Raw genomic sequence first — 18385 nt, forward strand, 5'->3', positions numbered from 1 at the left:
CGAAGGATTACAGTTCCGTCCTTACGAACGCCACCCCAAGACCAGCGGGAGTTCTTAAGTGGTGCGCCAATTTTCTCAAAGAAACTTGTGAGGCTCACGAAAATACTCCTTCTGTAACCTAACTATTATTAGGCGACATCGCTGTCGCATAACATCCGAGCGATGTGTCGGATAACGTTCCTTGTCGTCTTGCAAGTCCTTGTCTAGCTTGGAGGTGGTCGCGAGGAACGCGACGGCTCTCAGGGGAAAGCGACATGGACGACGGCAAGCCCAAGCTGTTGACGCAGGTGCGTCAGCAGATTCGAGTAAGAAACTATTCCATCCGTACCGAAACTGTCTATGCCGAGTGGGTGAAGCGCTATATCCGCTTTCATCAGTATCGTCATCCGCTGGAGATGGGGGCGGCGGAGATAGAGGCTTTTCTGACGCATTTGGCGGTCACGCGCAATGTGGCCGCTTCTACGCAGAACCAGGCATTGGCTGCGTTGCTGTTTCTCTATAAGGAAGTCTTGAAGGTCGAGTTGCCTTGGCTGGACGGTATTGTGCGCGCCAAGAAGCCTGCGCATTTACCGGTGGTGTTGACGCGGGAAGAAGTGGCGCGGGTATTGGAGCAGCTGGTTGGGGTGCGCTGGATGGTGGCCACGCTGTTGTACGGTGCGGGGTTGCGGCTGCTGGAGGCGCTGCGGTTGCGCGTCAAGGATGTGGATTTCGCGCGGGGCGAGATTCTGGTGCGTGATGGCAAGGGACAGAAGGATCGGGTGACCATGTTGCCGCGACGTCTGGTTGAGCCATTACGCGAGCATCTGCTCAAGGTGGAGGCGCTGCATCAGCGCGATCTGGAGGAGGGCTTTGGGCGGGCCAACTTGCCCTTTGCGCTGGCGCGCAAGTATCCGAATGCGGCTGCGGAATGGGGTTGGCAGTTTGTTTTTCCTTCAGGTAATCGCTCGAAAGACCCTCGCTCGGCCGGTATTTTTCGCCATCACGTGCATGAAAAGACCATCCAGCGAGCAGTCCGTGAGGCGGTTAAGCGGGCCGGATTGATCAAGCCGGCCACGCCGCACACTTTTCGCCATTCGTTTGCTACCCATCTGCTGGAGAGTGGCCAGGACATTCGCACGGTGCAGGAGTTGCTAGGTCATGCGGATGTGAAGACCACGCAGATCTATACACATGTGCTGAATCGCGGCGGCTTGGGGGTTATCAGCCCGCTGGATCGCGTATAGACGGGCGTTATACCCGACAGCTGAGGGGTTGTCGGCTTCGCCGCGGTGTTCCTCAACCCAACTTACGGCCACAAAAAAGCCCCGCATGAGCGGGGCTTTTCAATACCGGGTCTGAATTCAGACCGGCTCGGCCCAGAGGTCGTACTCGTCGGCGTCGGTGACGCGCACCTTGATCTTGTCGCCCGGCTTCACGGCGGTGGTGTCGATGAACACGTTACCGTCGATTTCCGGGGCGTCGGAGTAGGAGCGGCCGACCGCGCCTTGCTCGTCGACTTCATCGATAAGTACTTCGATTTCCTGGCCGATCTTCAGCTGCAGGCGGGCGGCGCTGATGGCTTGCTGGTGGGCCATGAAGCGGTCCCAGCGGTCCTGCTTGACGTCGTCGGGGACGATTTCCAGGTCCATGTCGTTGGCCGGGGCGCCGTCTACCGGGGAGTACTGGAAGCAACCGACGCGGTCGAGCTGGGCTTCGGTCAGCCAGTTGAGCAGGTACTGGAAGTCTTCCTCGGTCTCGCCGGGGAAGCCGACGATGAAGGTGGAGCGGATGGTCAGCTCGGGGCAGATCTCGCGCCATTGCTTGATGCGCGCCAGGGTCTTGTCTTCGAAGGCTGGGCGTTTCATGGCCTTGAGCACTTTCGGGCTGGCGTGCTGGAAGGGGATATCGAGGTACGGCAGCAGCTTGCCGGCGGCCATCAGCGGGATGACGTGGTCGACGTTGGGGTACGGATAGACGTAGTGCAGGCGCACCCACACGCCCATGCTCGACAGCGCCTCGCAGAGCTCCAGCATGCGGGTTTTCACCGGCTGGCCGTTCCAGAAGTCCATCTTGTACTTGAGGTCGACGCCGTAGGCGCTGGTGTCCTGGCTGATCACCAGCAGTTCCTTGACGCCGGCTTTGACCAGGCGCTCGGCTTCGCTGAGCACGTCGCCCACCGGGCGGCTGACCAGGTCGCCGCGCATCGACGGGATGATGCAGAAGCTGCAGCGGTGGTTGCAGCCTTCGGAAATCTTCAGGTAGGCGTAGTGGCGCGGGGTCAGCTTGATGCCTTGCGGCGGCACCAGGTCGATCAGCGGGTTGTGCTCGGCTTTCGGCGGGATCACGTCGTGTACGGCATTGACCACCTGCTCGTACTGCTGCGGGCCGGTGACGGCCAGGACGCTGGGGTGCACGTTGCGGATGTTGCCTTCTTCCACGCCCATGCAGCCGGTGACGATGACCTTGCCGTTCTCGGCGATGGCTTCGCCAATCACCTCGAGGGATTCAGCCTTGGCGCTGTCGATGAAGCCGCAGGTGTTGACCACCACCACGTCGGCATCCTCGTAGGTGGCTACGATCTCGTAACCTTCCATACGCAGTTGGGTGAGGATGCGTTCGGAGTCGACGGTGGCTTTGGGGCAACCGAGCGAGACAAATCCGACTTTGGGGCTGGCGGTGGACATGGGGGCTAACCTCGATGGGCGCTCGCGGTGCTGTGTGAACACGGGGTTCCACGGCATCCGTTTTGGCGCCTCTGATCAAAAAGTGCGCAATTCTAGCGGCAGGTCTCGTGCTTGACCAGCCTTGGTGGATGACTGATCTATGCTCTGCCGGTAGCTGGTGGGCGTATTAGGGCCCTTGCCAGCGCTCCCTGGCCGGCGCAGGATGCGCGCCGTCCGTCTGACTGGAAAGTATTCATGAGCGAAGTTGCCGCCGATCAGCCCAAACATGGCTCCGCTACGTCCTCCTCGATTGGCCTGTTGGTAGGTGCGGTCGGGGTAGTTTACGGCGATATCGGTACCAGTCCGCTGTACACCCTTAAGGAAGTTTTTTCCGGCCAGTACGGTGTGCAGGTCGGGCATGAGGGGGTGCTGGGCATTCTCTCGCTGATCTTCTGGTCGCTGGTCTGGGTGGTGTCGATCAAGTACATGCTGTTCGTCCTGCGCGCGGACAACCAGGGCGAGGGCGGGGTGATGGCGCTGACCGCCCTGGCACGTCGTGCGGCGGCACCTTATCCACGGCTGAAGGCGGTCCTGGTATTGCTCGGCCTGTTTGGCGCCGGGCTGTTCTATGGCGACAGCATGATCACCCCGGCGATTTCCGTACTGTCGGCGGTGGAGGGGCTGGAGATTGCCTTCGATGGCGTCGAGCACTGGGTGGTGCCCCTGGCGCTGATCCTGCTGGTCGGCCTGTTCCTGATCCAGAAACATGGCACCGCACGCATCGGCACCCTGTTCGGGCCGGTGATGGTGCTCTGGTTCGGCGTGCTCGCGGCGCTCGGTATCTACGGCATCCTGCGCCAACCGCAGGTGTTGCAGGCGGTCAATCCGTACTGGTGTGTGCACTTTTTCATCGCTCACCCCGGTATCGGCGTGGCGATTCTTGGTGCGGTGGTGCTGGCCCTGACCGGCGCCGAGGCGCTGTATGCGGACATGGGCCACTTCGGCCGCAAGCCAATTGCCCGCGCCTGGTTCTTCCTGGTGCTGCCGAGCCTGGTGCTCAACTACTTCGGCCAGGGCGCGCTTCTGCTGGATAACCCGGCCGCGGCGCGCAACCCCTTCTATCTATTGGCGCCGTCCTGGGCGCTGCTGCCGCTGGTGGGGCTGTCGACCCTGGCGACCATCATCGCGTCGCAGGCGGTGATTTCCGGGGCTTTCTCGCTGACCCGCCAGGCCATCCAGCTGGGCTACATCCCGCGCATGCACATCCAGCACACCTCCAGCGAGGAGCAGGGGCAGATTTACGTCGGTGCGGTGAACTGGGCACTGATGATTGCAGTGGTGCTGCTGGTGCTCGGTTTCGAGTCATCCGGTGCGTTGGCCTCGGCCTATGGCGTGGCGGTGACCGGCACCATGCTGATCACCACGCTGCTGGTGTCGGTGGTGATGCTGCTGCTATGGAAAACCCCGCGCTGGCTGGCGATTCCGTTGTTGCTCAGTTTCCTGCTGGTGGATGTGCTGTTCTTCGCTGCCAACGTGCCGAAGATCATCCAGGGGGGGGCGTTCCCGGTGTTGGCCGGTATCGCTTTGTTCATCCTGATGACCACTTGGAAGCGTGGCCGCCAGTTGCTGGTGGATCGCCTGGACGAATCCGCGCTGCCATTGCCGTTGTTCATCAGCAGCATTCGCAGCCAGCCGCCGTTCCGCGCCCAGGGCACTGCGGTGTTCCTCACGGCGCGTTCGGATGCGGTGCCGCATGCCTTGCTGCACAACCTGCTGCATAACCAGGTGCTGCACGAGCAGGTGGTGCTGCTCACCGTGGCCAGCGAGGACGAGCCGCGGGTGGCGCCGGATCGGCGTTTCGAGGTCGAGGTTTATGGCGAAGGTTTCTTCCGGGTGATCCTGCACTTCGGTTTCATGGATGAACCCGACGTGCCGGCGGCGCTGCGCCTGTGCCATTTGAACGAGCTGGATTTCAGCCCGATGCGCACCACCTGGTTCCTCAGCCGGGAAACGGTGATCAGCACCAAGCGCTTTGGCATGGCGCGCTGGCGTGAGGTGCTGTTCGCCTTCATGTTGCGCAACGCCAACAGCAACCTGCGCTTCTTCAACCTGCCGCTGAACCGGGTGATCGAGCTGGGAACCCAGGTCGAGATCTGATCGGGCTTGGCTCCAGGCATAAAAAACGGCGCTCAGGCGCCGTTTTTTATTGGTTCGAGAGGGCTTAGCTGCGCCCTGGCAGCATGCGCGTCAGGGTGTTGTCGCGGCTGATGAAGTGATGGAACAGCCCGGCCACGGCGTGCAGGCCGATCAGCCAGTAGCCGGTGGTGCCGGCCAGTTCATGCCATTCCTTGATCTCTCCGGCCAGTGGCTTGTTCTCGGCAATCAGCGCCGGCAGCTGCAGGCCGAAGAACGGAATCGGCTTGCCCGCTGCGCTGAGGATCAGCCAGCCGGCCAGTGGTGCGCCGATCATCAGGGCATACAGCGCCAGGTGCATCAGCTTGGCCGGGATCGCCTGCCAGGCGGGAATGGCCGGCACGATCTTCGGTGTGGGCGCGATCAGGCGAGCCAGCAGGCGCAGCCAGACCAGGGCGAAGATGCTCAGGCCGAGCATGAAGTGCCACTGTTTCAGCAGCTCGCGCGGCTCGCTGCCCTTGGGGAAGTTGCCGCGCAGCTCGATGCAGGCATACACGCCGATAATCAGGATCAGCATCAGCCAGTGCAGGGCAATCGACAGGCTGCCGTAGCGGTGTTCGGTGTTTTTCCAGCTCATCACGGTTCCTTAATGTCCCGCATCTGGCGGCGGGCTTGTGAGTATTTTAGCCAGCGCGGCTTAAGGCTGTCTGAAGCTCGTCAGTTTTTCTGGCGTTGGCGAATGCCCTGCAGCAGGCGTTCGGCCAGGGCCGGGTAGTTGCCGTCGTAGTGGTGGCCGCCCGGCAGTTGCAGCAGTTCGCCAGGTGCGTTGGGCAAGGTGCAGCCGCTTTCCGCGGCCTCTTCGCTGCCATACACGCAGAGCAGCTTGGCACCCGGCAGCTTGAGCAGCTCCGGCCCCGTGGCGGCTTCCGCGCCGACCTTGCCCAGCCAGCCCTGCACCTCGATCTCGAAATTGCCGCTGCGCGCCAGAGCCAGCAGCAGGATGGCGTCGACCTGCTGCTGGTCGCTCGCTTTCAACTGGTTATAGAAGGCTGGCAGCACATCGGCGCCGAAGGAGTAACCCGCCAGGATGAAGCGCTTGGCGCCCCACTTCTCGCGATACAGCTGCATCAGCTGGCTGAGGTCGCGGGCGCCTTGTTGCGGGCTCTTGTGCTGCCAGAAGTAGCGCAGCGCATCGATGCCGACCACCGCATAGCCGCGCTTGGCCATCTCGGCGGCCACGTCGCGGTCCAGGTCGCGCCAGCCGCCGTCGCCGGAATAAAACAGGGTGACGGTATCGCCGTGCTGCGCGGCCGGCACTTCGACCACCGGCATGGCTTCGCCCTGGCCTTGCAGCAGGCTGCGCAGTTGCTCCAGTAGCAGTTGCGGCAGGGGCGTGTCGTAGGCGCCGATCAGGGTTTCGGCGTTGCTCTGGCTGCGCGCGAAGCGGGCGCTGGCGTCGTCCGGGTTGTCGTTCCAGGCGATGGTCCAGTGGCCATGCTCGGCTTTCTGCGGCAGCGCATCGGTGCAGTCCGGGTGTTGCAGGCTGAAGCCCACCGACAGGGCGCGGGCGTTGTCGTGTGCCTGCCCAGCCAGCCAGCGCCAGGCAAAGGCGCCGCCCTGGCCGATACCGGCCACCAGGTCGGGTTCGCCGCCAAGTTGTTGGCTGGCGGCCTGGAAGCGTTGTTGCTGAGCGCTACAGCCTTTCTCCGGCAAGCTCAGGCGGGCGATGCGGGCGTTGCTGCCTTCGGCCAGGGCCAGCAGGTCGCTATCGCTCAGCGTCTGCTCGGGTGGCAGCAGCAGGATCACCCGCTTCTGTGGTGTGCCGGCCGGGCTGGCCAGGGTCAGCGCGCTGCCGTCGGCCAGTTCGCGGTGTTCCAGTTGTGCCTGCGGGCCTGTGCGGCTGTACAGCGCCAGGCCGATGCCGAGGGCGACCAGCAGGGCGAGAAACAACAGGTGACGCCAGTTACGTTTGAGCATTGTGGCCTCAGCGTTTGACCAGTCCGGTAAAGCCGCCGGCAATCAGCGCGGCGGTGTCGGCCAGCGCCACCAGCGGGTCGAGCCCGGGTGGTACGGCCATGTAGCGGGGCTCCCAGTCCGGCTGGAACTTGTCCTTGAAACGGCGCAGGCCCTGGAAGTTGTAGAACTGCTCGCCACGCTGGAACACCAGGGCGCCGAGGCGCTGGGTCAGCGGTGCGCCGCGCCGTGGCTGCAGGCCGGCCAGCGGCACCATGCCGAGGCTGAAGCGCTCGTAACCCTGCGCCTTGAAGTGCAGCAGCAGGCTGAGCATGAGGAACTCCATGGTCAGCTTGGGCGCATCCGGGTGCATGCGCATCAGGTCGAGGCTGGCGACCTTGCGCCCGTTGGTTTCCAGCAAATTGGCGAAGGCCACCGGGCGGCCCTCGAACTCGATGGTGGCGATGCGGAAGTGGCGCAGGTAGTCGGCATCGAAACGGCCTAGGGAGAAGCCTTTCTCGCGCACCTGCTTGCCGAGCATCCAGGCGTCGGAGATCGGTCGCAGCAACTCCAGGGGCGCCGCGCCGGGTTCGTGGATGTGCAGCGCCAGGCCATCGCGCTGGCCACGGCTGAGGGTGTAGCGCAGGTCCTTCATGACCTTGTTTTTGTCTTCCAGGTCGAAGCGCAGCAGGTTGACCCGCGCTTCCTCGCCGAGCTTGACCGCCGTCAGGCCGATGTCCATGTAGAAGGGCAGGTTCTCGGCACGCACCTGGTAGAACACCGGGCGCGCGTGGTGGCGGTCGCAGAGGTCGCGGAACTGCCAGATCAGCTCGGCGCGCTGGGTCACCGGGCCGATGGGATCGAACAGCGCCACCAGGCTACGGCCCTGCAGGGCGAACATCAGGAAGGCGTCTCCGGCCGGATGGAACAGCAGGGCCTTGTCGCCAGTCAGCGCCATGCCGCCGTCGGGCTGCTCCGAGGCGAGGGTGATGGCGTTGGCGCGCTCGCGATCTGCCTCGCTGGGCAGGTCGATGCTCGGTGGCGTCGGGCGTAGCAGCCAGGCGAGCAGCAGGCCGCCGAGCAGCATGCCGCTGGCCAGGGTGGCGCGCAGCGCGCGCGGGGCATCGGCGTCTACCGCGAACTGCCACCACAGCTCGTGTTCGTACGGCACGTCCTGATAGGCGAAGAACATCAGCCACACCGCGGCGGCCAGCACGCAGAGGCTGGCTACCAGGGTGGCGGGGGAGAAGGGCATTTCCAGCAGCCGGCTGGGGCGGTAGAACGCCTGGCGGAAAGCCGCCAGCAGCAGCGCCGTCAGGCTGAGCAGGCTGGCCTCTTCCCAGTCGAAGCCTTTCAGCAAGGACAGCGCTGCGCCGATCAGCAGCAGGATCAGGGTCAGCGCCCAGGCGGCCGACAAGCGCCGGCGCAAGCCGTGGGCCAGCAGCAGGCAGAGCACGCCGACCAGGCTGGCGGCCAGGTGCGAAGCGTCGATTAGGCGGTGTGGAATCAGAAAACTCAGGTGTTCCAGGCGCACGTCCACCGAGGGCGTGACACCGGAGAACAGCAGCACGATGCCGGACAGGAACACCAGCAGCGCCAGCACCGGCGCCGCAGGGCCGGCGGCGACCCGCAATGCCTGGCGCCCGGCGGGGACGTATTGGCGCGCTTCGTTGCCGAGCAACAGCAGGCAGGCGATCACCAGCGGCAGGCCGATGTAGATGAGGCGGTAGAGCAGTAGCGCGGCGGCCAGCGGTGCAGCGCCCAGTTGCCCGGCGAAGGCGGCCAGCAACACCGCCTCGAACACCCCGACGCCGCCCGGCACATGGCTGAGCACGCCGGCGGCCAGGGCCAGTAGGTAGACCAGCATGAAGGCGCCCAGTGGCGGTGCGTCCGGCAGCAGCAGGTAAAGCACGCCGGCGGCGGCGCACACATCGATCAGGGTGATCAGCAGTTGCAGCAGTGACAGGCGCAGGCCCGGCAGGCGCAGGCTGCTCTTGCCCAGGCGGATGTCCACGGTGCCGGCCGGTCCGTCGCTAGGCTGGCGACGGCTAGCCAGCCAGAACAGGGCGCCCACGCTCAGCAGTAGCAGGGTGCAGGCCAGGGCGCTGACCAGCGCAGTTGGCAGGCGCAGGGCGAGGGCCGCGTCGGCCGGATCACTGAGGGCGGCCAGTGCGGCCAGCACCGGCAAGGCGCAACCCAGGGACAGGCTGGCGAACAGGCTGATGCGGGCGATATCGGCGGTGGCGATATTGTCGCGGCTATATAAGCGGTAGCGCACCGAGCCGCCGGTCAGCACCGACAGGCCGATGGCATTGCCCACGGCCGAGGCGCAGAAGTTGCCCAGCAGCAGGCGCGGTAGCGGCAGGCGTACGCCGGCGTAACGGCAGGCCGACCATTCGTAGCCGGCCAGGGCTGCGAAACCGAGCATCGTGGCGCCAACGGCGGCGAGCAGGCGGCTATTGGGGATTTCGCGGATGGCGGCGCGCAGGGCGTTGAAGTCGAGCGCCTGCAGCAGGTGCCAGCAGGCCAGCAGGCCAATACAGAACAGCAGCAGGGTGAAGGCCAGGCCGATGGGCTGGCGATAGACGCTGATGCGCTCCAGCCAGGTGGGCGGCGCAGGTTCGTCAGGTTCGGTGGGCAGGTCTGAGTCGGAAGCGGGTACGGCGGGCGGGGAGTTGGCGCGCATTGAGCACCTCGGGCGATTTGCGCTCTGAGTGCGGTATTGGCGGCAAGTTCCCTTGGGCGGAGCAGGTTTCACCAATCCGTATTAAGGACAGTAAAACCTCGGAAACGAAAAAGGCCACTCGTTTGAGTGGCCTTTCTTCGAAACTGGTTGCGGGAGCAGGATTTGAACCTACGACCTTCGGGTTATGAGCCCGACGAGCTACCAGACTGCTCCATCCCGCACCGGCCATTCTACGGATAAGGGAGCCTCTGTCAATCTGTTTCTGCTTTTTAATCAATTACTTAAATGAATTGAAAGGCAGAAACGAAAAAGGCCACTCGTTTGAGTGGCCTTTCTTCGAAACTGGTTGCGGGAGCAGGATTTGAACCTACGACCTTCGGGTTATGAGCCCGACGAGCTACCAGACTGCTCCATCCCGCGGCGCAAATTCTACAGCCAAAATCCCCTCTGTCAACCGCTGCTGCAGAAAAAACTGTTTTTCGTTCAGATGCTTAGCGCGTTGCGGATGCTAGACTGGCCCGCTCCAGGGCATGCCAGGCGGGGCTTTCCGGACTTTCGTGCGCAAGATTATTCATGTGGATTGCGACTGCTTTTACGCGGCCATCGAGATGCGTGACGACCCGAGCCTGGCTGGCAAGCCCTTGGCCGTGGGCGGCGCGGCGGACCGGCGCGGGGTGATCGCCACCTGCAACTACGAGGCACGGGCCTGGGGCGTGCGTTCGGCCATGCCCACCGGCCAGGCGCTCAAGCTGTGCCCGGACCTGCGGGTGGTCAAGCCGCGGATGGATGCCTATAAGGCGGCCTCGCAGGAAATCCATGGGATCTTTCGCGATTACACCGAGATCATCGAGCCGCTGTCGCTGGATGAGGCCTATCTGGACGTCTCCGATAGCCCGCACTTCGACGGCAGCGCCACGCGTATTGCGCGCGAGATCCGCCGAAGGGTATCGCAGGAGCTGCATATAACGGTGTCCGCGGGCGTGGCACCGAACAAATTCCTGGCCAAGATCGCCAGCGACTGGCGCAAGCCCAACGGGTTGTTCGTGATCACCCCGGATCAGGTCGAGGATTTTGTCGCCGAGCTGCCGGTGAGCAAGTTGCACGGGGTGGGCAAGGTCACAGCGGACAAACTCGGGCGCCTGGGCGTGGTCAGCTGCGCGGACCTGCGCACCTGGAACAAGCTGGGCCTGGTGCGCGAGTTCGGCAGCTTCGGCGAGCGCCTGTGGAACCTGGCGCGGGGGATCGATGAGCGCGCCGTGCAGGTCGACAACCGGCGCCAGTCGGTCAGCGTGGAAAACACTTATGACCAGGACTTGCCCGACCTGAGCGCCTGCCTGCAGCGCTTGCCTGAGTTGTTCGAGCAGCTGAATACGCGCATGGCGCGCCTGGATGCCAGCTATCGGCCGGACAAACCCTTCGTCAAGATCAAGTTCCACGACTTCAGCCAGACCACCCTGGAACAGGCAGGCGCGCGGCGCGATCTGGATAGCTATGAGTTGTTGCTGGGTGCGGCCTTTGCCCGTGGCAACAAGCCGGTGCGTTTGCTGGGGATTGGCGTGCGTTTGCTCGACTTGCGCGGGCGGCACGAACAGCTGGAGCTGTTTGCGCCGTAGGCTGTTGCCTGTTTGGTGGATAAGCAGAGCGTTATCCACCCTACGGAGCGATCAGTCGCAGAACCTGTTTACGAGCTTGCGAGCTAGAGTCAGGCAAGGCGAAATGGGGCGAGGGCGCGGAGTTTACGAGCTGTAAATGAGCAGCCCGAGCCCAATTTCAACGCAGCCTGGCCGACGCGCAGCAGGTCGTATACAGGTGCTCAGCCTTCTTCCGGCCACAGGCGGATCGGCTTGCCGGTGGCAGGCCACAGGCGTAGCTGGCCAATACCGGAAACGTCCCAGCGCTGCACGGTGACGAGGGCGGCGAGGAAGCGCTGTTCCTGTTCCATCAGTGCTGGCGCGCACAGCTTGCGGGTGCTGCCGGCGGCGCCGAACACCAGCTTGTCGTCTTCGCGGGTGTAGCTGGCGAACCAGTGGTTGCAGCCCGCGTTGCCGTAGGCGCGGCCATCTTCACCGAGGGTGATGGTCAGGTGGCTGTTGTCGATCAGCGGGCGTTCGCCAATCCATTCCACCTGGTAGGTCTTTTCGCTTTCCAGCTGCACCGGGTCGGCGGCACAACCGGTCAAACCGGCGGCGAGCAGGGCGATGACTGGGCTGTGCTTCATGCGCTTTTCTCCTGGCAGCGGGGGCAAAGGTGCTTGCCGTTGTGGTTGTGCCAGCCGAGCTCCTGGATGCGTGCTTCGGCGGCAGCCGGGCGGGCCTTTTCGCCCAGGGCGGCGTCCACGGCGAATTCGAAATCCAGTTGCTTGGCGCAGCTGTCGCAGTCGACTTTCCAGTTGAGGATAGCCAGCTCGCGGAATGCCGGGCCGTTGGCGACTGCCACCCACTGGCCTGGAGGATTGATCAGGCGGCGAACCTTCTCCACCTGTAGGCGCAGGGTCAGCTCGCGGCTGCCCTTGAGGGTGACCAGCAGGGTGTCGCCGGTCTGGATGGCGCCGCCGTTGCCCGTCACCTGGTAGCGGCCGGGCGTCAGGGCGCGGCATTCGGTGAGGGTGTGCTGCGGGGTGAGCAGGGAATATCGGAAATCGTGTTCGGCCATGGGTCCTCCAAAATCGCCGCGCATGCTAACACGGCCTTTATGTCACCCGATTGACCGGCTGGCCTGCGGCCCAGGCGCTGATGTTGTCGCGGGTGGTCTGGGCGATAGCGGCCAATGCCTCGCGGGTGAGAAACGCCTGGTGCGCGGTGACGATGACATTGGGAAAGGTCAGCAGGCGCGCCAGCACATCATCCTGCAGCGGCAGGTCGGAGCGGTCCTCGAAGAAGATCTCGGCTTCCTCTTCATATACATCCAGGCCCAGGTAGCCGAGCTGGCCGCTTTTCAGCGCCTCGACCAGCGCCGGTGTATCGACCAGTGCACCGCGCCCGGTGTTGATCAGCATGGCGCCACGCTTCATCTGCGCCAGGCGCCGGGCATCGATCAGGTGGTGGCTGCTGTCGGTCAGTGGGCAGTGCAGGCTGATGATGTCGCTGCTGCTGATCAGTTCGTCCAGCTCCACCTGGCGTGCGCCGAGTTCGGCGAGCCCGCTGACCGGGTAGGGGTCCTGTACCAGTAACTGGCAGCCGAAGCCGGCCATGATACGGGCGAAGGCCAGGCCGATCTTGCCGGCGCCGATCACGCCGATCGTCTTGCCGTGCAGGTCGAAGCCGGTCAGCCCATGCAGGGAGAAGTCTCCCTCGCGTGTTCGGTTGTAGGCGCGCGGCAGGCGCCGGTTGAGCGCCAGAATCAGCGCGACTGAATGTTCGGCGATCGCGTACGGCGAGTAGGCGGGCACGCGCACCACGGCCAGGCCCAGGCGCTGCGCGGCCTGCAGGTCGACATGGTTGTAGCCGGCCGAGCGCAGGGCGATCAGCCGCGTGCCGCCCGCAGCCAGGCGCTCCAGCACTGCGGCGGACAACTCGTCGTTGATAAAGGCGCAGAGCACCTCGCAACCTGTGGCCAGGGCGGCGGTGTGCCGGTCCAGGCGCGCCTCCTGAAATTCCACCTGCCAGTCGGCAGGCAGGTCGGCCGCGGCAAAGCTGTCGCGGTCGTAGGGTTTGCTGCTGAACAGGATGATGCGCATGTTTTCCCCTTGCGCTAGGCGCTGGCGCCGATCACGGCTTCCTGGGCGAGCTTGACGATGGCTGCGTCCAGCTCATCCAGGGCCTGCTGGGCGCCCGGGTCGTCCTGCTTGAGCAGGGTCTCGCTGCGCTGGCAGGCGGCGCGCAGTTGCGGCACACCACAGTAGCGGGTGGCGCCGTGCAGGCGATGCACGCGCTCGATCAGGGCGTTGCGATCACTGGCGTCGCGAGCCTGGCGGATGGCCTGGCGGTCGGCATCCAGCGAAGCCAGCAGCATGCTCAGCATGTCGGCGGCGAGATCGGCCTTGCCGGCGGCCAGGCGCAGGCCTTCCTCGGCATCCAGTACACGCAGCGAACTGTTGGCTGGCGCACTGTCCGCGCTACTGGTCGCGGCATAGGTGCGCAGGGCCAGGCCGGTCCATTTGAGTACCACCTGGGCCAGTTGCCGCTCGCTGATCGGCTTGGTCAGGTAGTCGTCCATGCCGCTTTGCAGCAGGGCGCGTTTCTCGTTGGACAGGGCGTGGGCGGTGAGGGCGACGATCGGCATGGGGCTGCGCTCGCGCTCCTGTTCCCACTGGCGGATTGCCTCGGTGGCCTGGCGGCCGTCCATGCCGGGCATCTGCACATCCATCAGCACCAGGTCGAAGGCCTGCTGCTGCACGCTGTGCAGCGCGGCGTAGCCACTGTCCACGGCGGTAACGTCGGCGCCCATGTCGCTGAGCAGGGTCTGTACCAGCAGCAGGTTGGCCGGGTTGTCGTCTACGCACAGCAGGCGCGGCGCGCGGCTGGTCAGCGGGGCGCGGGTGTCGGTCTTCTGCTGGCGTGGCTGCACCAGGTCGCTGAGCGCGCGCTGCAGCTTGCGCGTGCAGGCCGGCTTGGCCTGCAGTTGCAGGTGCGCGTCAGGCAGTGACTCGTGGTACATCGCCTGTTCGGTGGTCGGGCACAGCACCAGGCTCTTGCAGCCGAGGCGGTCGAGGTCCCAGATGCGCTGGCTGAGCTGCTCTGGCGGCAATTCGTGCACGCTCACGCCGAGCACTGCCAACTCTATTGCCTGCGGGCTTTGCCGGTGCTTGCCGACCTGTTCGAGCAGTTGTTCGAGGTCGTTGCACACCTGGGTCTGCAGGCCGCAATCCTGCAGCTGGTGAATCAGGGCCTGGCGGGTCAGTTCGTGGGACTCCATTACCACCACGTGGCGGCCAAGCAGGGGCGCGCGGCGCAGTTCCTCGCTGTCCTCGCGGGCCTTGGGCAGGCTGATGCTGATCCAGAATTCCGAGCCGGTGCCGGGCGCGCTTTCCACGCCGATTTCACCGCCCATCTGCTCGATCAGGCGTTTGGAAATCACCAGCCCCAGACCGGTGCCGCCGGCCTGGCGACTCAACGAGTTATCGGCCTGGCTGAAGGCCTGGAACAGGGCGCGCAGGTCTTCATCGGACAGGCCGACGCCGGTGTCCTGCACGCTGATGCGCAGTTGCGCGCGGTCGTCGCTTTCGTCCTCGACCATCGCCCGCACGGCGATGGTGCCGTCGCGGGTGAACTTGATCGCGTTGCTCACCAGGTTGGTCAGCACCTGCCGGAGGCGCTGCGGGTCGCCCTGCAGCGACAGCGGGGTGTCGCGGTAGATCAGGCTGACCAGCTCCAGGTGCTTCTCGTGGGCGGTCGGGGCGAGGATGGTCAGGGTGTCCTGGATCAGGTCGCGCAGGTTGAACGGCAGGCTTTCCAGAACCAGCTTGCCGGCCTCGATCTTGGAGAAGTCGAGGATCTCGTTGATGATCCCCAGCAGGCTCTCGGCGGACTTCTCGATGGTGTTCAGGTAGTCCTGCTGGCGCGGCGTCAGGTCGCTTTTCTGCAGCAGGTTGGTGAAGCCGAGCATGCCGTTGAGCGGGGTACGGATCTCGTGGCTCATGTTGGCGAGGAATTCGGACTTGATCCGGCTGGCCTCCAGGGCCTCCTTGCGCGCGAAGTCCAGCTCGATGTTCTGGATCTCGATGGTTTCCAGGTTCTGCCGCACGTCTTCGGTGGCCTGGTCGATGCTGTGTTGCAGCTCTTCCTGGGCATTTTGCAGCGACTCGGCCATGCGGTTGATGCCCGAGGCCAGCTCGTCCAGCTCATGGCTGCCCAGGGGCGGCAGGCGGGTTTCCAGCTGGCCTTCCTTGAGCAGGTTGACCCCCTGCTGGATGCTGCGCAGCGGGCCGTTGATGGTGCGGCTCATACGCAGGGCGAGCAGGGCGGTGACGGCCAGCCCGGCGGCGATCAGCAGCAGGCTGGCGAACAGGCTGCGATAACCCTGCAGCAGCGTGCGATGGTGCGACAGTTCCAGCTCGACCCAGCCGAGCAGGCGGTCGGCGGCAATCGGCTCGACGCTGCCGGTCATGTTCTGGTGGCGCCCATAGACCGGCAGCAGGAAGCGCGTGCTGTCCTGGTTGCTGATCTTGGCCAGGGGCTCGCCGCTGCTCTGCGGCAGCGGGTTGAGCATGTTCGGTCCGGCCTGGGCCAGGCTCTGCCGGTCGCTGGAGAGGAAGCCGACCGCGCGCACGTCCGGCTGGTTGAGGGTTTCCTTGGCCAGGCGTTCGAGCTGCGCGGCATCCAGACGGGCCAGCGCCGGTGCGGCCAGGGGGGCCAGGTGCTGCACCACCAGCTCGCCACGCTCCTGCAACTGGCTGCGCAGGTCGTCCAGCTGGGTCCAGGTGAAATAGCCGCCCAGCACGAGTGCCAGCAGGCTGGTGGGCAGCAGGGTGAGCAGCAAGATGCGGCCCTTGATGCCGAGGTCCTTGAACACGCGGTTCTCCAGCAGATAGGTCTTGCGCGAGTTTAGCGGCTGGCCCGGCGCGCGGACAGCCACAGAATCTGGCCGTCTGCGCTGTCTCGCGTTATGGACGGCGGCGGTTTGCCGCTATCATAGCCGTCTTCCTTATTGTGTTCGGATCGCTCGTTCGCCATGACCCTGCAGTTCCCCACCATCGCCGATTGCATCGGCAACACCCCGCTGGTTCGCCTGCAACGTCTGCCTGGCGCCACCTCCAACACCTTGCTGGTCAAGCTGGAAGGCAACAATCCGGCGGGTTCGGTGAAGGACCGCCCGGCGCTGTCGATGATCAGCCGCGCCGAGCTGCGCGGCGATATCCAGCCCGGCGACGTGCTGATCGAAGCCACCTCCGGCAACACCGGCATCGCCCTGGCGATGGCGGCGGCGATCAAGGGCTACAAGATGGTCCTGATCATGCCGGATAACTCCACCGCCGAGCGCAAGGCGGCGATGACCGCCTACGGCGCTGAGCTGATCCTGGTCGACAGCATGGAAGGTGCGCGTGACCTGGCCCTGCAGATGCAAGCCGACGGGCGTGGCAAGGTGCTCGACCAGTTCGCCAATGGCGACAACCCGATCGCCCACTACACCAGCACCGGGCCGGAAATCTGGCAGCAGACCCAGGGCCGCATCACCCACTTCATCAGCTCCATGGGCACCACCGGCACCATCATGGGCGTGTCGCGTTACCTCAAGGAGCAGAGCCAGGCGGTGCAGATCGTCGGCCTGCAGCCGCAGGAAGGTTCGGCGATTCCCGGTATTCGCCGCTGGCCCGAGGAATACCTGCCGTCGATCTTCGACGCCAGCCGGGTCGACCGCGTGGTGGACATGGCGCAGAGTGAAGCCGAGACGGTGATGCGCCGCCTGGCCCGCGAGGAGGGCATCTTCTGCGGGGTTTCCTCCGGTGGCGCGGTGGCGGCCATGCTGCGCCTGTCGCAGGAAGTGGAGAACGCGGTGATGGTGGCGATCATCTGCGACCGTGGCGACCGTTACCTCTCCACCGGTATCTACGACGACCCGCAGTAAGTCGCTGCGCCCCACACAAGTGTGCGGTGCCGGCGCCCGCCGCACCGAGCGTTAGAGTATTCCCAGGTAGGTGTTCCCGATGGCCAAACGCAGTTCCGGTCTGCGCTTCCAACCCGCTGGTGGCGAGCGCAAGGCGCAAGTGCCGGTGGGCAAGAAACAGAAGCTGACGATCGAGCGGTTGGCCCATGACGGGCGCGGCATCGCCTTCATCGACGGGCGCAGCTGGTTCGTCGCCGGTGCCTTGCCGGGCGAGGCTGTCGAGGCGCGTGTACTCAGCGCGCGCAGCCAGGTCATCGAAGCCCGCGCTGAGCGCATTCTGCAGGCCGTGCCGTTGCGCCGCCAGGCGCCGTGCGCGCATGCCGGCACCTGTGGCGGTTGTTCCGTGCAGCATTTGCCGCACGACGAGCAACTCGCCCTGAAACAGAGCAGCCTGGCCGAGCAACTCCGGCGTTTGGCCGGGCTGGAACCGGACGAATGGGCAGCGCCGCTGGTCGGCCCCGAGTTCGCCTATCGCCGCCGCGCGCGTATCGCCGTGCGCTGGGACGTCAAGAACAAGCATCTCGAGGTGGGCTTTCGCGCCGCCGCCAGCCAGGACATCGTCGCCATTGCCGACTGCCCGGTACTGGTACAGCCCTTGCAGCCTTTGATGCGTGCCTTACCGGCATTACTGCGTGGCCTGGACAAGCCGCAAGTGGTGGGGCACGTCGAGCTGTTCCATGGCAGTGCGGTGGCCGTGCTGGTGCGCCATACCGCCGAGCTGGTCGAGGCCGATCTGGCGCGCTTGCGCCAGTTCTGCAGCGAGCACCAGGCCCAATTGTGGCTGCATGGCGTCGGCGAACCGCAGGCGGATCAAGCGGACGCGGCGTTGAGCTATCGTCTGGAACCCTGGAACCTGGAGCTGCAATACCGCCCCGGTGACTTCGTGCAGGTTAACGCGCTGGTCAATCAGGCGATGGTCGCGCAGGCGCTAGACTGGTTGGCGCCGCACACTGGCGAGCGCGTGCTGGATCTGTTCTGCGGCCTGGGCAACTTTGCTCTGCCGCTGGCCCAGCGGGTTGGCGAGGTGGTTGCGGTGGAAGGTGTGCAGGTAATGGTGGAGCGGGCGTGGGCAAATGCCACGGCCAATGGTTTGGGCAATCTGCACTTTTTCCAGGCCGACCTGTCGAAACCGCTGGCCGATGCCAGCTGGGCGCGCCAGGCCTTCGATGCGGTGCTGCTCGATCCTCCGCGTGACGGCGCATTCGAGGTGGTCAAGCAGATGGGTAAGCTGGGCGCGCGACGCCTGGTCTATGTGTCCTGCAATCCGGCGACCCTGGCCCGCGACACGGCCGAGCTGGTGAAGCAGGGCTACCGGCTGAAACGCGCCGGAATTCTCGACATGTTCCCGCAGACGGCGCATGTCGAGGCGATGGCATTATTCGAGGCGGGCTAGGATGCCCGCGTAATCCGACTGGCCCAAGTAGAGGCT

The 18385-nt window shown here is 64.9% G+C and carries 13 protein-coding genes and 2 tRNA genes; 5 read left to right on the plus strand and 10 right to left on the minus strand.

The features are described 5' to 3' along the window. Positions 1 to 254 precede the first annotated feature (254 nt). A complete protein-coding gene (locus tag H3H51_RS19760) occupies positions 255 to 1223 on the plus strand; it encodes an integron integrase (RefSeq protein WP_183090801.1) in 969 nt (322 codons plus the stop codon). A 117-nt stretch (positions 1224 to 1340) separates the two neighbouring features. On the opposite strand, the gene rimO is transcribed toward H3H51_RS19760, so the two are convergent. After that, entirely contained in the window at positions 1341 to 2663 is a 1323-nt protein-coding gene (gene rimO, locus H3H51_RS19765) for a 30S ribosomal protein S12 methylthiotransferase RimO (protein WP_183090802.1), read from the minus strand. A gap of 234 nt (positions 2664 to 2897) precedes the next feature. Here rimO and H3H51_RS19770 point away from each other — a divergent pair, with 234 nt between their 5' ends. Continuing rightward, positions 2898 to 4799, plus strand: a complete 1902-nt coding sequence (locus H3H51_RS19770; RefSeq protein ID WP_183090803.1) for a potassium transporter Kup — start codon at positions 2898 to 2900, stop codon at positions 4797 to 4799. A 64-nt stretch (positions 4800 to 4863) separates the two neighbouring features. On the opposite strand, the gene H3H51_RS19775 is transcribed toward H3H51_RS19770, so the two are convergent. From H3H51_RS19775 to H3H51_RS19795, 5 genes are all read right to left on the minus strand, one after another. Then, positions 4864 to 5412, minus strand: a complete 549-nt coding sequence (locus H3H51_RS19775; RefSeq protein ID WP_183090804.1) for a cytochrome b — start codon at positions 5410 to 5412, stop codon at positions 4864 to 4866. A gap of 80 nt (positions 5413 to 5492) precedes the next feature. Beyond that, positions 5493 to 6752 carry a virulence factor family protein gene (locus tag H3H51_RS19780; RefSeq protein ID WP_183090805.1) on the minus strand — a complete coding sequence of 420 codons (1260 nt, stop codon included), beginning with the start codon at positions 6750 to 6752 and terminating at the stop codon, positions 5493 to 5495. A 7-nt stretch (positions 6753 to 6759) separates the two neighbouring features. Next, on the minus strand, positions 6760 to 9414 hold the full coding sequence (mprF, locus tag H3H51_RS19785; protein WP_183090806.1) for a bifunctional lysylphosphatidylglycerol flippase/synthetase MprF: 2655 nt from the start codon (positions 9412 to 9414) through the stop codon (positions 6760 to 6762). Positions 9415 to 9558: 144 nt separating this feature from the next. Continuing rightward, a tRNA-Met gene (locus H3H51_RS19790) sits at positions 9559 to 9635 on the minus strand. A 122-nt stretch (positions 9636 to 9757) separates the two neighbouring features. Further along, positions 9758 to 9834 (minus strand) — tRNA-Met (locus H3H51_RS19795). Positions 9835 to 9944: 110 nt separating this feature from the next. On the opposite strand from H3H51_RS19795, the gene dinB reads away from it, so the two are divergent. Further along, a complete protein-coding gene (gene dinB / locus H3H51_RS19800) occupies positions 9945 to 11027 on the plus strand; it encodes a DNA polymerase IV (RefSeq protein WP_220791102.1) in 1083 nt (360 codons plus the stop codon). A 200-nt stretch (positions 11028 to 11227) separates the two neighbouring features. On the opposite strand, the gene H3H51_RS19805 is transcribed toward dinB, so the two are convergent. From H3H51_RS19805 to H3H51_RS19820, 4 genes are read right to left on the minus strand one after another with little or no spacing between them, the layout of a single operon-like run. Continuing rightward, a complete protein-coding gene (locus tag H3H51_RS19805; RefSeq protein ID WP_183090808.1) occupies positions 11228 to 11632 on the minus strand; it encodes an META domain-containing protein in 405 nt (134 codons plus the stop codon). Continuing rightward, positions 11629 to 12066, minus strand: coding sequence for a hypothetical protein (locus H3H51_RS19810; RefSeq protein WP_183090809.1), 438 nt, complete (start codon positions 12064 to 12066; stop codon positions 11629 to 11631). Before H3H51_RS19810 ends, H3H51_RS19805 begins: the two co-directional genes overlap by 4 nt. 37 nt (positions 12067 to 12103) lie before the next feature. Further along, on the minus strand, positions 12104 to 13090 hold the full coding sequence (locus tag H3H51_RS19815; protein WP_183090810.1) for a 2-hydroxyacid dehydrogenase: 987 nt from the start codon (positions 13088 to 13090) through the stop codon (positions 12104 to 12106). Between the two features lie 14 nt (positions 13091 to 13104). Further along, positions 13105 to 15864, minus strand: coding sequence for a response regulator (locus H3H51_RS19820; RefSeq protein ID WP_183090963.1), 2760 nt, complete (start codon positions 15862 to 15864; stop codon positions 13105 to 13107). A 159-nt stretch (positions 15865 to 16023) separates the two neighbouring features. Here H3H51_RS19820 and cysM point away from each other — a divergent pair, with 159 nt between their 5' ends. Then, entirely contained in the window at positions 16024 to 16917 is an 894-nt protein-coding gene (gene cysM, locus H3H51_RS19825; RefSeq protein ID WP_183090811.1) for a cysteine synthase CysM, read from the plus strand. Positions 16918 to 16996: 79 nt separating this feature from the next. Next, positions 16997 to 18349, plus strand: a complete 1353-nt coding sequence (gene rlmD / locus H3H51_RS19830) for a 23S rRNA (uracil(1939)-C(5))-methyltransferase RlmD (RefSeq protein ID WP_183090812.1) — start codon at positions 16997 to 16999, stop codon at positions 18347 to 18349. Positions 18350 to 18385 lie beyond the last annotated feature (36 nt).

Source organism: Aquipseudomonas ullengensis, from assembly GCF_014174475.1.
GTDB lineage: Bacteria > Pseudomonadota > Gammaproteobacteria > Pseudomonadales > Pseudomonadaceae > Aquipseudomonas > Aquipseudomonas ullengensis.